Here is a 14,510-nt window from a genome sequence, read left to right on the forward strand (position 1 = left end):
AGGTCGATACAACACGGTTGAAAAACCTGTACGACCGTTGCCTCGATTTCTCCGAAGAGAAGATAGATTCCATTCGTTACTACGCTGATTACATTTCAAAAGAAGCTGAACGGCTTAAATTCAATAAGGGCAATGTGCTCTCGCTGCGGTTGAAAGGCATATCCGAAGACCTGAGCAATAATTATGAAAAGGCCATTGAATATTATCTGCAATCGTTACAGGCGGCCCGGTTAATACATGCGCCGGAATATGAACTGGCGGCATTAAGTGATCTGGCCATTGCATATTTCGCCATCAGGGAACCGGAGAAGGCAAAAGAATTCTACTTACAATGCGCCCGCCTGTCGGAGGCCGATGGCAAAATACCGTCTCTCATCAATATGTATAACAACCTGGCGGTTATTTATACCCAGCTGAAGCAATACGACAGTTCGCATCTACTGTTACAAAAAGCGGTGCAATTGGGTAAACCCCTGGAGCGCCGGGGGCTTATCAGTTTATCAAGTACTTATAATAACCTGGGCAATTTATATTTCAAGGAAAAAAAGTATGATGAAGCACTGCCGTATTTCAGGCAGAATCTTATTAAACATACGAGGGACAGCGATCTGAACGGATTATGGGTAGCGAGGCTGAACCTGGCTGACCTGTATATTGAAAAACGGTTGTTTGATTCAGCAGGCAAATATGCCGCAAGCGCCATGGAACTGGCGCAGCGCCTGGAGTCGAAAAGCAAGGAAGCTGATACTTATTCCATTTTTGCCAAGCTGGCCGAGTACCGCGGTAATTACAAGGAAGCCTATCAGTACATAAAAAAATGGTATTCGCTCGATACGGCTATTCTGCATAGTGATACCTATAAGACCATTGCAGCGCTGCAGGAACGTTTTCATGCGAGTGAGCGGGAAGCGGAGAACAAACTGTTACAGGAAAGGATAGAAAAGGAAACCATCCGTACCCGGGAGCTAACGCTGGTGGCGGCCGCCCTGGGTATTATTGGGATACTGGTTGCCATTGGCTTTGTAATAAAACGGAATGCGAACCGGAGATTGCAGGCAACCAATGACCTGATCATTCAGCAGAATGAAAAACTTTCCGAGCTGAACTATGAAAAGAATTCGCTTATCAGTATAGTGTCGCATGATCTGAACACCCCATTTGCCACGATACAGATCTGGGGACAGGTATTTGAAAATGAAGCCGACCGGTTAACGCCGGAACAGCAAAAAGCCCTGAAACGCATATTGCAGGCCGGTGAATACGGTGAGCGATTGATCAGGCAGATCCTCGATGTTGAACGGGCAGATATCGGTAACCATAAAATGCAGCTGGAAAAATTTGATCTGAGAGCTTTTGCAGAAGAAATGATCGACAACTTCAAACCCATGGCCAACAGAAAGAATATTCAACTGCATGCCGAGGTTACCGGCAAGAAGCTGTTTATCTTAAGCGACCGCTACCTGGTTAGCCGCATTTGTGAGAACCTGTTGTCGAATGCTATCAAATATACACCGCATGGCCGGCAGGTATGGATGAGCATTCATGATGAGCAGGATACCGTTGTTATAAAAGTTCGGGATGAAGGCGTTGGGATTGAAAAAGAAGAATTGCCTTTTCTCTTCTCTAAATACAGTAAGATCTCTTCCCGGCCTACAGACGGCGAAACTTCCAACGGACTGGGTCTTTCTATCGTAAAAAGGATCGTGGAAGAGATCAATGGCCGCATCAGTTGTGAGAGTGAACCAGGGAAAGGGTCTGTATTCACAGTTACACTCAGAAAATAAAGCAAACGCAGGAGACACAAGGTTAAAGTGCCTAAGGCGGGCTTCCTGCATCAGCTTTTATATTAACTGTACTGCATTAAGGAGTTTGCGTAGATAAAATAATTTTTGTATCTTAACGTTATACCTTTACTTACTAACCCTTGATCATATATGTTTATAAGCCCTGACGGAACCGTCAGGGCTGTTTTTTTATTTGCCGGGTTTGGCCGACATATAGAACACAAGCGTACCACCTTTCAAAATGTCCTCATGGCTAATAACCGGTTGCGTAAGTTGTTTGCCATTGAGCAATACTTTCTGTACATACACATTTTTATCGCTTTGGTTAATAGCCTCTACCGTGAATCTGTTCCCATTCTCCAGTTGTATACTGGCCTTATTGATTGCCGGGCTGCCCAGCTGGTATTCAGCAGCACCGGGGGCAACCGGATAAAAGCCCAGTGTTGAGAAAAGATACCAGGCACTCATCTGGCCACAATCATCATTACCACCCAGGCCATCAGGCGCCGGTTTGTATTGATTTTTAAGGATCATTCTAACGCGCTGCTGCGTTTTCCACGGCTGACCGGCGAAATTGTACAAATACGCTACATGGTGTGCAGGTTCGTTGCCATGAACATAATTGCCAATGATACCGTCGCGGGTAATATCTTCTGTTTCGGCAAAATATTTATCGGGCAGGTACATGGTGAATAAGGAATCCAGACGGGCGCTGAACTTCTTTTTGCCGCCCATTAAGTTGATAAGTGCAATGGGGTCATGCGGCACAAAAAAGCTGTAGTTCCAGGAATTGCCTTCAATGAAACCCTGTCCGTGTGTGCTTAACGGATCAAATTCCTGCTTAAAGCTGCCATCTTCCTTACGGGAGCGCATAAAGCCGGTGGTGGCGTCATACAGGTTATTAAAAGCGGCCGACCGTTTTAAGAAGGTGGAACTGATATCGGCGCGGCCCTGTAACCGGGCGATCTGGGCTATACACCAGTCATCATACGCATATTCCAATGTAGTAGAAGCGGAGGTGCCCAGCTTTTCATCAGGAATGTAGCCTTTGTTTATATAGTGATCGAGCCCTTCATAGTTCTTACGGGTAGCTGTTGCAACACAGGCTTCCAGCGCATGAGCGGCATCAAATGACTTATTTCCTTTTACCAGGGCATCGGCAATTACCGATACGCTGTGATAACCGCTCATACACCAGTTGTCGTTATTGTAATGGCTCCAGATAGGCAGCATCTTTAATACACTCTGATCGTAATGCGCCAGCATACTGTTGATCATATCGCCATTACGCGCAGGTTGTACAAGGTTAAAGAAAGGATGCAGTGCCCGGTACGTATCCCACAAGGAAAAGGTAGTATAGTTAGTGAAGTTTCTGGCAGTATGAATATTCTGATCGAGCCCCCTGTATTTGCGGTCAACGTCCATATAAACCGTGGGTCCCAGGAAGGCATGGTATAAAGCGGTATAAAAGTTCTGCTTTTCAGTTTCGGGCGCTTCAACAGAGATCTTTGACAGCTCCCTGTTCCAGGCATCCTGTGCTGCAGCCTTTGTTTTAACAAAGTCCCAGTGAGGTATTTCCGTTCTCAGGTTTAACAGAGCGCCTTCCGTGCTTACAGACGATAGTGCCAGTTTGATCTTTATCTTTTCGCCTTCATCAGTATTAAAGTTGAAGAACATACGCAATTGCCTGCCGGCCAGGTCGGGGAAATTCTTCGACTGATCGAATTTGCGCCAGAAGCCGCGGTACACCTGCTTTTTGCTGAAGTCTTTACAGCCGTATTCCTTGAAAGGTTTTGAAAAGGTCATGGCAAAATACACGGTGCGGGTGCGTGCCCAGCCATTGGTTTGCCGGTAGCCGGTAACCAGGGTATCGTTCTCAACACGAACGAATGTCCACACATTTTTGTCATCGTAATTGTAAATGCCATGCATCAGATCGAAGATGATATGCGCATCGTTCGTTTCAGGGAAAGTGTATTGGTGAAATCCGGTTCTTGTAGTGGCGGTTAATTCTGCGGTGATGTTGTCATCATCGAGCTGTACTTTGTAATAACCCGCTTCGGCCTTTTCGTTGGCATGCGAATAGGCGGAACGAAAGCCGGTCTTTGTGTCTGAAGCAATGCCCGGATTCAACTGCAGGTTGCCCGTTGTAGGCATGATGAGGAAATCGCCCAGATCGCTATGGCCTGTGCCGCTGAAATGGGTGTGACTGAACCCGACAATGGTCTTATCATCGTACTGGTAACCGGCGCAGTACTTATATACATCCGGATTATATTTTCCATTCATTTCATAGGGAATCGTATCTGTATCCGGACTGAGCTGTACCATACCAAAGGGAACTGTAGCGCCCGGATAGGTATGGCCCATGCGTTGGGTACCGATCAAAGGATTTACATAGTTGACTACATTTTTTTCTTGTGCAAATGCGGATAAGGGCGACACCCATAACAATAGTGACCATTTATTCATCTGATAGTATTTGGTTTTTTTGCCAGCACGGCAGTTTCATTTATATATGTCTTTTTATAATGGATCAGGTGGGCGTTCACAAAACTAGTGCTAATATCATCTAGCAACCGTCCGGAGCGATCTGTAAACGGCTGAAGCAAAAAAAATCGCCATAAACACTGTTTATGGCGATTTTTTGAAGTTATGAGTAGACTGCTAATTATGGCTGATTTTCCTGACCTTCGTAATAGGAATCTGTTTCATAATCGAATTTTTTGGCCTGGGTGGATCTATAGTTAGGGTCATAGCGTACAAAGAAGTACAGATAGATGACCCGGCTTATACGCATGAGCCAGGGTTGTAAAACGATCAATAAAAAGATATTGATGCCTAACCACCAGAAGAACCGGTTATCCTGGGTGCTCATGCCTATGAGCACATACCAGGCAACAAAAGTGGCAACAGACAGCGCTACAGATAAAGCATAGCTAACGTACCCGGTACCATACCAAAAACCTACTTCCATTTCAAATTTTTGACCGCACTCTTCACAATGTACGGGCATGTCGAATACTTTTTTAAGGTTCCAGGGATTGTTGTTCCTGAACATTGGTCCGCGTCGGCAGCGGGGACATTTCATGGTTAAGATGCTCCAGAGGAAATTGGGTTTTGATGCGGGCATGATGCACAAGGTTGTTGAAACGCAAAAGTATAAAAATAAGCCGGGAGGTCAAGATAAAGGCTCAAGGCACAACAGGAACAGGCAAAAATTAAAGTTCCTGAGTTAATTCAGGCTGAAACAGCGACCAAATAACTCAGGAACTAAAAAGTAAAAGACTTATGTATCCCGCTTTAAGCGAGGGCTAGGCAGTTGCCAATGTCTTTTTACGTTCGCCGATCTGCTGGCGCCACATGGCATAATACAGCCCTTTTTCTTCGAGCAGGCTCTCGTGACTGCCGGTTTCTACTACATCGCCCTTTTCAAGCACATATATGCGATCTGCATGCATGATGGTCGATAAGCGGTGCGCGATCAGGATCGTGATCTGATTGCGTTGTGATGAAATTTCTTTTATGGTATTGGTGATCTCTTCTTCAGTCAGTGAATCCAGCGAAGAAGTGGCTTCATCAAAGATCAGTAAGCGCGGTTTGCGTAACAGTGCCCGGGCAATGGACAGGCGTTGTTTTTCACCGCCGGATAACTTAAGACCGCCTTCCCCGATCATGGTGTCCAATCCCTTTTCTGCACGGGCCAGCAAATTGGTGCAGGAGGCTTTTTTCAGCGCATCCATCAGTTCTTCCTCCGATGCCGTTGTATTTACGAACATCAGGTTCTCCCTGATCGTACCAGAGAATAACTGGGTGTCCTGGGTCACGAAACCGATCTGGTTGCGCAGGTCTTCAAAGTTGATGTCGGTTTCATCGATGCCGTTGTACAGGATCTTTCCTTCCTGGGGGCGATACAAACCTACCAGCAATTTCATCAGAGTTGATTTTCCGGAACCTGAAGGACCAACGAAGGCGATGGTTTCCCCTGTCTTAGCGGAAAAGCTGATATCGTCAATTGCTTTTTGTTGGGCTGTCTGGTGTTTAAAACTTACCGCCTGAAAGTCGAGGGTTTGAATATTGCCGAGGTGTTTGGGATGTTCCGGTTGACGTTCGGGCTTTTTCTGCATCAGGTTATGGAAATTGTTCAATGATGCTTCTGCCTCGCGGTAGGCGATGATGATGTTGCTGATCTCCTGCAGGGGACTAAAAATAAAAAAGGAGAAGAACTGCATGGTCACCATCTGACCTGCGTTCATTTCCTCATGGAAGATCAAATACATCAAGATGAAAAGAATTACCTGCCGAAGGGTGTTCACAAAAGTTCCCTGAACGAAACTGATGCTGCGTACCCGCTTTACCTTGGTGAGCTCAAGTCCAAGGATCTTATAGGTGTTCTTGTTCAGGCGGGTTACTTCCTGGTTGGTAAGACCCAGACTTTTCACCAGTTCTATATTGCGTAAGGATTCAGTGGTAGCTCCGGCCAGTGCGGTCGTCTGTGATACAATATTCTTCTGAATGGATTTTATTTTTTTGCTCAGCAGGTTAGTGATCCAGGTAAGGAGGAAAATGCCGATAACATAAGCGATAGTAATATACCAGCTTATCCACAGCGAAGCATATATCATTACAAATGTTACCCCTACAAGTACGCCAAATAATATGTTGATAAAATAATTCATGAATTTTTCCGTGTCGGTCCTCACTTTGGTGAGCACGCTGAGGGTTTCGCCACTGCGCTGGTCTTCGAACTCCTGGTAAGGTAAACGCATTGCATGTTTCAATCCGTCGGTAAACACCCTTGCGCCAAACTTCTGTACGATCACATTTAAGCAATAGTCCTGGAAGTTCTTCGCAATACGGCTTACCATGGCCACCCCGATCGATGCTAATAAAAGCCAGATAACTCCATAGTAAGGCGTTGTGGCGGTAAAGAATGACCTGCCGGGAAAACGGGCGGGGTCATCTAAATAGTTATTGGCCAAGTTGATGAGATGGCCAAAAATGATGGGATCAAATAAAGAGAATCCGGTATTTATGGCTGCCAGCACAAGCGTCAATACCACCAGCCATTTGTATGGTTTCAGATACGTTAATAGGATCTTCATAATTGCATTTAACAGTTTACTAACCCGAATGTTTATCTAGCGGAAATGGAATCGGAGTACAATTTATAGAAATCTACCAAATTCGCCTTCCCGCCTGAAAAGAGTGCAGGGAAATCCGCGAAAAGTACAATCGGGAGGAGAGCGGGTGCAATATGTTTTATCGCTGGAAATGAGGCATAAAGAGTTTTTGGCGCTATTTTATAGCTGGAAATGGGTCGTTAATAGTTTTTAGCGTATGGTTTATAGCTACAAACGGTACCCTAATAGTTTTTAGGGTATGGTTTATAGCTACAAATGGTACCCCAAAAGTTTTTAGCGTATGGTTTATAGCTGGAAACGGGTCGTTAATAGTTTTTAGCGTACCATTTAAAACTATAAATTAGGCCTTAAAAATTTTTACAATACGGTTTACGGCTGAAAATGGGATGCTGCCAGCTAGCGGCGGGTTATTCAATAAACTGTGTCAATTGGCTCTGGGAAGCTGAATAGCAATGGCAAAAATATAAAGATGATCAGTCCGTATTGTGTTTCAAGCACCGATTCAGTAAAGGAGTATGCCAGCAGCAATAATACCAGCGAATGGAGCATGCTGCGGTTTTTCCCGACGGCCAGCCGCACCATTTCAAAACAGATGAATGAAAAACAAACCAAACCTATGAACCCCGACTGCAGCAAGGATTCCAGGAACTGGTTATGCGTGTTGTAGCCTAAAAATCCACGATCATTTGTGCCTGCTACACCGGTGTACATGTGCGTGGCTGCATATTTCTGATCTAATAACGACTGCGCCTTTGCAGGAGAAACACCAGCGATCCAGGCTTTGTTTTCCTGCAATATTTCTTTCACAAAACGCCATTGCAGCAACCGGAACTGTACGCCGTTGAAATAATCGCCGGGATCAAAGGACGATTGTTGCACCAGGGTTATGTTTCCCTGCATAATGTCATTAAACCGGCGGCTGATGGGGTTCCGGGTAAACAGAATAATACTGCTGATAAATAAACCGGCAACCGCAATGATAGAAACCACCTGCCAGGTATCAACACTCTTTTTAAGCGTAATAAAAAGATAATAGAAAAGGCTGCCTACCATGAAAAGGATCACCAGCTTCGACGAGAGTAAAAGAATGCCTGCTATAAAATAACCCATCAGCAACAGGTGTATATTTCTGTTCACCACATACCTGCCTTCGTAACCGGTTTGTAACAGGTAGATCAGTGCTGCATAAACTAGAATAGCGAATTGTACAGCATGATGCCCCAGGTCAGCGACTAACTGGTGGTAGAAAAATACGTTTATGCCAGCCTGATTAGAGTATTTAAAGCAACTGAGTACAAGGCACCAGGTAAGCAACAGCGCAAGTGTGAAAACAGTTACCTTCATCAATAGCTGGAACCGGGTTTTATTAATGAACGGGTAACTATAATAGCATAGGGGAAGGAACAGCAGGGCGCTTTTGACCTGAACATGTTTCCAGGCTTCGATAAAATGGTCGCTGTAAGCAAGCGGGATCAGTTGCAGTAAAAAGAACAGGCTGCAGGCCAAAACATATCTATTCTTTACATCGCGGTGCAACCACGCGCCGGTAGCCATCCTGTTCTTGAAAACGGCGGTAATCAATATTGACCCGATCGCCATACTGCTGACGGCCCTGAAACCACAAACCACACTTGCGAGAAAACACCCGTAAAGAAGGAGCAAGAGACTGTTGGAAAGGTGATTTTTGTCAGTCATTCGAACGACACAGGTTTACGTTTTTCGGCTTGATTAGCCGACCTCAAAAAGGTGTGCCACATGTGCTTTTAGCGTTGACCCAAAATGTGGCACAGCTTGTTTTTTGCTTATTGCCTATTGACATTGGTTTTTCGTTGAATATGCAGGTAAAATGCAATGACGCTGCCCAGCAACAGTCCGCCCGCCAAACCCATGAGCAATTGTTTAATTAACTGGGGGTAGGTTGGTTTCGACGGATTATAAAAATTCTGCAACACATATACGGCCGAGGTGAAACTGAGCGCTTCTTTAAAATTCAGTTGCTTTTCCTTGAGGCCGGCTATCTGGCCGCTGATATCCGACACATTCAGCAGAAGCTGTCCGCCCGTATTGCTATGCTGCTGTAAGCTGCTTTCCACGGCTGCCTGCAGGGTGCTCAGGCGGGTAATTTCCTGTTGTATGGACTCGATCATCGATTGCAGATTATTCCTCTTAAAAACCAGTTTGTCTTTAATATGCTCACTGTTGTCAAGCGCATATTTAATGCTTCGCTGCAGCGGCTGTAAGATGGCAGTGTCAGTTACCAGAACCGTAAGGGTGTAGGCGCCGTAATTTTTCGGGTCGTAAGATTTTTGCAATTCTTCCGTCTTGATCGACTTCAGTTTTTTCAGGGTGCTCACATCCAGCCGGAACAGCCGGGCCAGCGCCGGCCATTCTTTTTTCTTCAGGAGGGCCGACCAGTTATTGATCAATGCGATTTGCTCAGGGGCGCTTAGTAACGTGGGTTGCAATAACAGCGAGGAAGAATACAGGTCAGGGGTTCCCCAGAACCGGAATAATCCGGCCAACATGCCCACCAAAGCAACTGTAAGTAATAGTTTTCCGTAATGCCTGAAAAATGAGAAGGCATTTTGGAAAAGTTCCACCATATCAAAATCCTCTGTAGGGATTTGTACCCGTTTAACCTGTTTCATCTACAGGCATTACGGAAATTTAAATTTAAAGGTTGCGTTTATTGTTATAATTTGATATTAACCATTTTCTGAATAGATCCATTATGGAAGGCAGCAGCAGGCGCAGCCAGCTTTTTTCGAATTTTTTGGCATTGGGCATTTTACAGGGAACCAATTTATTGCTGCCCTTACTGGTAATGCCTTTCGCGATTGAAAAAATAGGGCTCGATGGATACGGGGTAGTGGCGGTGGCCCAGGTAGTAATGCTTATCTTTTGTACCATCACTGATTATGGTTTCAATTTAACGGCTACACGCGCCCTTGCCTTACACCGGGAAGATGTTGTAAAAAATGCCCGGCTTTTTTTTACCGTGCTGGCCGCCAAGATGTTTATCTGTCTTTTGCTGTTAGGGGTACTGGTGGTGCTTATAACGCTGGTTCCCTTTTTCAGGCCTCATGCTCAATTATACCTGTTCGCATTTACCTGGGTAGTGGGGCAGTCGCTGCTGGTAAGCTGGTTCTTTCAGGGGATGGAAAAAATGAAATACATCACCATTTATACCCTTCTGGCGCGGCTGCTTTTTGTTATGCTGGTATTTGCATGTATCAGGGAGAAGGCTGATAACAGGTTCTTTATTTTATTTATGGGCATTGGCAGCCTGATAGCCGGCATGCTGAGCATCTTACAGGCCATGCGGCTTTTCCGCCTGCCGGTGTTTCGCCCAAACTGGCGCGATATTCTACAGGAGTTGAAACACGGCTGGCCGGTAATGGTTTCCAATATTTCAATAAACACTTTTTTAAGCATCAATGTGTTCATTTTACGGCTGTTTACGAATGACCTGGTTGCCGGTTCTTACAGTGTTGCTGAAAAGATATTCCTGGCCACCCGGCAAATAGCAGTGATGTTCTCGCAGGTAATATATCCACCGCTCTGTCAATTGCTGCAAAAGGGAGAATCGGCAACGCGGTCGTTCTTCAGAACCGTGTACCTGCCTTTTCTTATGCTCGTGTCAGGGGCTTGTGTATTGTTGTTCGGCTTTTCTGATTATATCATTTCGTTTTTTTTAGGGCAGCACAGTGGTCAGGCGGTATTGCTGTTGCGGTTGTTCTGCCTGGGACCGGTAATTGTTTGTTTGCATATACCGGCCAGTCAGCTGTTAATGGCAGCCGACCAAAAGAAAAGTTACCTGTACGTATTGACCCGGGGCGCTCTCATAAACGGGCTTTGTAACCTGGCACTGGTGCCTGTATGGGGGGCAACAGGTACAGCCCTGAGTGTTTTACTCACTGAATTGTTTATAACGGTGGGCTTTAACCGGGCACTATATAGAAATAAACTGGCAGGTTACCTGGGCGCCAGCATACGCTAAATTTTTACAACAGACAGGCATGCGAATCAGTAAATATTTTCCTTTTGCATTCATTTACTTTTTTATCAACTCTTTTGCGTTGCCGTACGGGTTAACCTATACTGCCCTGTTAAGTCCGCTTTTTTATATTTGGGTGTTGGCCACCCGCAGGCAGGAAGTATTGTGGCCGTTTTTTCTGTTTTTAACCCCGTTTGTGGTTATACATTTTTGCCTGGGAGTAGATACAAAAAGTTATTTTGTTTCGCTGCTGAACATGACGCTGGTGTATATTTTTTGCCAAACGATGTACACCTTCCTGTTGCAATGCGACCGGCCCGCAAAGATCTTCCAGCAATTGCTCGTCATCAATTTTATATGTTGCCTGCTCGCTATTGCCTTATTCTTCACGCCGTACAATATATGGGTTTGGGCAAAACAGTTCCTGACAACGGGTGTGTATAATTTTAAAAGATTAACCCTGCTTAGTTATGAGCCATCGTATTATGCATTGTTGTTCACGCCCCTGTTCTTCTATTTTGGCCTGCAGTTGATCTTTGCGCGCAATACCATCAACAGCTGGTTAATGCTGGCGATGCTGTTGTTGCCCCTCGTCCTGTCTTTTTCGCTGGGCGTTATCAGTACGATATTACTGGCGGTTGCCATAACGTTTTTCGTTCATTTCAAAACATTTACCCGCAACCGGCGGGCGATGAATCTGCTGGCACTTGGCGCCATTGCAGGAGTGATGGCGCTGCTGGTAGGCATAGTTTTTTTCCCGGACAACATTCTCTTCGTACGGGTTGTAAATGTTATTTCCGGTAAAGATCCTTCAGGCAAGGGCAGAACTTTTGAAGCTTTCTGGCTGGCGGAGCAGTTGCTGCAGCAAAAGAGTTATTGGTGGGGCATTGGTCCGGGGCAGATCAAAATACTCGGCTTTGAGTTGATTCGTAATTATTATGGTTATGGAGCGGAAACCACCCGCGTGGCTATACCCAATGCCGCTGCTGAAACCCTCGCGATTTTTGGCTGGGCAGGTTTTGTACTGAGGATAGCGGCTGCCTGTTTTCTTTTCGTTTATACCAAAGTATGGCATAATTACTACCGGCTACTGTTGTTCAGTTTCATATTCATTTACCAGTTTACCGGCAGCTTCATCACCAACGTGGCGGAATACGTTATCTGGATAATGGCTTTTACACCCGTTTTTAAAGAATACGATATTGCGAAACGGAATATTCCGGCAGATGACGGCAAACTGGTAAATGTAAAATCGCGGCAAGCGGGTGGGGGCAGGCAAAACCGCCTGCGGGCAGGCAGGTTAAAGAGGGTAATGACCGGACTTAAAACTTAGAACTTAAAACTTTGAACTTTGTAATGACCTGCTCACTTTTTCCAAAACGCAGCGTTGAAGAAAGTCTTCATATTTTTTAATGACATTATCCCAGCTGAACTGCTCCCTGATCTTGTTGAGGTTATTATTCACCATAACCATTTCGAGGCCGTTGCGGTGAGTGTTTTCGATGATCTCGCGCACTTCATTACAGGAAGAAAAATAAAATGCATCCTGCTGTAATACCGACCGGTTAAACGGATTATCATGGGCCGCTATCAATGCGCGGCTGGCCATGGCCTCCAGCAGGGAAGGGTTGGTGCCGCCCACGCTATGTCCGTGAAAATACAGGGTTGAATATACCTTCAGCGAGTGGATCTTTTTGGGATGGTTGTAAATGCCACCGGTGAACATGATCCGTTCATCGTTCCTGAATTTATGTACCAGTTGCCGTCCGGGTTTATTGTCAACCGCACCTACTACCAGGAATTTTTTGTTGCTGTTACTGGCATGAAAGCCGTCGAGGATCATTTCGATATTGTTCTCGGCTGCCATACGTGCCATTAAAATAAAGTACTCATTCTTTTTTATGCCGTATTCCTGTAAGAGGCTTTCATCTTCGTTGTAATGTATTTCCGCTCCATACGGGATATGTTCGCTGGCAATGGCGTATTTGCGCTGGAGGTATGATTGAATGACAACCGAGTCGGCAATATGATAATGGCTGAACCGCACAGCGAGCCGCTCGGCCAGCTTTAAGAATTTTTGAACGGGTTTTGAATATTTCGTGCGCTTCCATTCAAGGCCGTCCATATTAAAAATCAGGGTGCTTTGATGGGGGTAGAACCAACCCCAGGCCGAACTGCTCGTAAAGCCCAGCATCAGAATGACATCGAAGTTCCGGCGCCGGGCATCGAGGATGCAATTGAGATCGTATATGAATTGCCCAAAGCTGCCCAGGTGGTATTCGGGATCGAAACAATGAATAAGCTGCACATTTTTCCAGGTGTTGCTATGGTAAGGGTGATTGTGTGAGTTGTAAACAAACACCTCATGGCCTTTAGCTGCCAGTCCGGTTGACAGGTATTCGGCAAACTGTTCAAAGCCACCGTAATGATTGGGAATGCCCCTGGTACCTAATATGCCTATCCGTAAAGTCATTGTTGTAATACTTGTTTATATGCAGCAGCAGTTTTCCAGGCTGCCTGTTGCCAGGTGTATTGATCTAATATTTTTTTCCGGAGTGTATCCGTGCGGGGTCTGGCTGCCGCGGTTTCCACTGCCTTCAATATGCTTGGGGGCGAAGCAGGGTCGCAATAAGCCGCTTCGTCTTCAAAATATTCCCGGGTGTACCCCTTGTCAGTGATCACTACGCGGCAACCCATGGCCGCTGCTTCCAACGTAGAAAGGCCACAGGTTTCAAACCAGCTGGGAAGTATGTGGATGTTGGCTTTCTGATACCAGCTGGCCAGTGCTTCCTGTGGTAGTTGTTGTATGAAGGAAATATTGGCGGCTGCCTGTTTACGGCATTCATGATAATAGGATAATTGGTTGGGGGCCGGGTTGCCGATCACTACCAGCCGGTATCTGGTATTGTTCAGCGCTTTTATGAGGTTTAGCTGGTTCTTGAGGCCTTCGATCCTGGCTACACAGAGTACCAGGTTGGCTTCTTTGGGTTGGCTGCTGTTCCAATTGAACAGCCTGGGATCAATACCATTCGGTATCAGCCTGTAACCGGGCAGGGAAGTGCCAAATGCTGACAGCTGTGCATATTCCAGGTTCGAGTTGGGCAGAATAAGCGCTGCCTGCTGTAGAATGGTCCTTATACTTTTTTTATGACCTTTCCATAAGTAGGAGGGGGTCATTAATACATCGTTCCGCTGCAGCCAACGGGCGACCGTTTTAATATATTCTATGTTGTTTTTTGACAGACAGCGGAAAACGCTGCCCGCTACGCCTTTGCGGTACAGTTGATCATATTCATAATAATCCACCAGGTTGGGCGAAACCACGAACGGTTTTTTCGATTTGGTGATATGGCAGATAATATCGGCCGGCCGTACGAGATTGAAAAAGTGCAGCAGGTCGTATTGCTGATAATTTACGGGTTGATTGGTTAATTTAATATCGACCTCGATGCCCAGCAGTTTTAATTGCTTTGCGGTATTGATGAGCTGAAAGGTATCTCCGCCCTTAACCGTATATAAAGTTGACCTGGTAATGAACGCGATTTTCATGATAACCTTTCTTACTAATATTTATTCGTAGTAAAA

General features: G+C 45.6%; 10 protein-coding genes. 3 read left to right on the top strand and 7 right to left on the bottom strand.

The window, feature by feature from the left end:
- The first annotated feature begins 17 nt into the window (after window positions 1–17).
- A complete protein-coding gene (locus JUB15_RS09810; protein WP_207512296.1) occupies window positions 18–1,784 on the top strand; it encodes a tetratricopeptide repeat-containing sensor histidine kinase in 1,767 nt (588 codons plus the stop codon).
- A 189-nt stretch (window positions 1,785–1,973) separates the two neighbouring features.
- Here the strand turns inward: JUB15_RS09810 and JUB15_RS09815 are convergent, their stop codons facing one another.
- The 5 genes from JUB15_RS09815 to JUB15_RS09835 all read right to left on the bottom strand — a co-directional run bounded on the left by JUB15_RS09815 (window position 1,974) and on the right by JUB15_RS09835 (window position 9,576).
- Window positions 1,974–4,256 carry a GH92 family glycosyl hydrolase gene (locus JUB15_RS09815; RefSeq protein ID WP_207512297.1) on the bottom strand — a complete coding sequence of 761 codons (2,283 nt, stop codon included), beginning with the start codon at window positions 4,254–4,256 and terminating at the stop codon, window positions 1,974–1,976.
- Window positions 4,257–4,455: 199 nt separating this feature from the next.
- Window positions 4,456–4,917 carry a DUF983 domain-containing protein gene (locus JUB15_RS09820; RefSeq protein ID WP_207512298.1) on the bottom strand — a complete coding sequence of 154 codons (462 nt, stop codon included), beginning with the start codon at window positions 4,915–4,917 and terminating at the stop codon, window positions 4,456–4,458.
- Window positions 4,918–5,098: 181 nt separating this feature from the next.
- Window positions 5,099–6,889, bottom strand: coding sequence for an ABC transporter ATP-binding protein (locus JUB15_RS09825; protein ID WP_207512299.1), 1,791 nt, complete (start codon window positions 6,887–6,889; stop codon window positions 5,099–5,101).
- Window positions 6,890–7,339: 450 nt separating this feature from the next.
- Window positions 7,340–8,623 (bottom strand): O-antigen ligase family protein, encoded by a 1,284-nt coding sequence (locus JUB15_RS09830; RefSeq protein WP_207512300.1) that lies wholly within the window; start codon window positions 8,621–8,623, stop codon window positions 7,340–7,342.
- A 107-nt stretch (window positions 8,624–8,730) separates the two neighbouring features.
- Window positions 8,731–9,576: a hypothetical protein gene (locus tag JUB15_RS09835; RefSeq protein ID WP_207512301.1), complete on the bottom strand. Its 846-nt coding sequence runs from the start codon at window positions 9,574–9,576 to the stop codon at window positions 8,731–8,733.
- A gap of 83 nt (window positions 9,577–9,659) precedes the next feature.
- Between JUB15_RS09835 and JUB15_RS09840 the strand changes: the two genes are divergently transcribed.
- Complete coding sequence (locus tag JUB15_RS09840; protein ID WP_207512302.1) at window positions 9,660–10,928, top strand: oligosaccharide flippase family protein; 1,269 nt, start codon at window positions 9,660–9,662, stop codon at window positions 10,926–10,928.
- Window positions 10,929–10,947: 19 nt separating this feature from the next.
- Window positions 10,948–12,258, top strand: coding sequence for a hypothetical protein (locus tag JUB15_RS09845; protein WP_207512303.1), 1,311 nt, complete (start codon window positions 10,948–10,950; stop codon window positions 12,256–12,258).
- 3 nt (window positions 12,259–12,261) lie between these two features.
- Here the strand turns inward: JUB15_RS09845 and JUB15_RS09850 are convergent, their stop codons facing one another.
- Window positions 12,262–13,398, bottom strand: a complete 1,137-nt coding sequence (locus JUB15_RS09850) for a DUF1972 domain-containing protein (protein ID WP_207512304.1) — start codon at window positions 13,396–13,398, stop codon at window positions 12,262–12,264.
- Entirely contained in the window at window positions 13,395–14,474 is a 1,080-nt protein-coding gene (locus JUB15_RS09855; protein WP_207512305.1) for a glycosyltransferase family 4 protein, read from the bottom strand. Before JUB15_RS09855 ends, JUB15_RS09850 begins: the two co-directional genes overlap by 4 nt.
- Between the last annotated feature and the right edge of the window lie 36 nt (window positions 14,475–14,510).

The organism is Longitalea luteola (assembly GCF_017356035.1).
Lineage (GTDB): Bacteria > Bacteroidota > Bacteroidia > Chitinophagales > Chitinophagaceae > Niastella > Niastella luteola.

Excerpts from the sequence above, each read along its gene's own strand:
- JUB15_RS09825 (WP_207512299.1), bottom strand. The coding sequence starts at position 6,889 with ATGAAGATCCTATTAACGTATCTGAAACCATACAAATGGCTGGTGGTA.
- JUB15_RS09820 (WP_207512298.1), bottom strand. The coding sequence starts at position 4,917 with ATGCCCGCATCAAAACCCAATTTCCTCTGGAGCATCTTAACCATGAAA.
- JUB15_RS09845 (WP_207512303.1), top strand. The coding sequence starts at position 10,948 with ATGCGAATCAGTAAATATTTTCCTTTTGCATTCATTTACTTTTTTATC.
- JUB15_RS09835 (WP_207512301.1), bottom strand. The coding sequence starts at position 9,576 with ATGAAACAGGTTAAACGGGTACAAATCCCTACAGAGGATTTTGATATG.
- JUB15_RS09815 (WP_207512297.1), bottom strand. The coding sequence starts at position 4,256 with ATGAATAAATGGTCACTATTGTTATGGGTGTCGCCCTTATCCGCATTT.
- JUB15_RS09840 (WP_207512302.1), top strand. The coding sequence starts at position 9,660 with ATGGAAGGCAGCAGCAGGCGCAGCCAGCTTTTTTCGAATTTTTTGGCA.
- JUB15_RS09850 (WP_207512304.1), bottom strand. The coding sequence starts at position 13,398 with ATGACTTTACGGATAGGCATATTAGGTACCAGGGGCATTCCCAATCAT.
- JUB15_RS09855 (WP_207512305.1), bottom strand. The coding sequence starts at position 14,474 with ATGAAAATCGCGTTCATTACCAGGTCAACTTTATATACGGTTAAGGGC.
- JUB15_RS09830 (WP_207512300.1), bottom strand. The coding sequence starts at position 8,623 with ATGACTGACAAAAATCACCTTTCCAACAGTCTCTTGCTCCTTCTTTAC.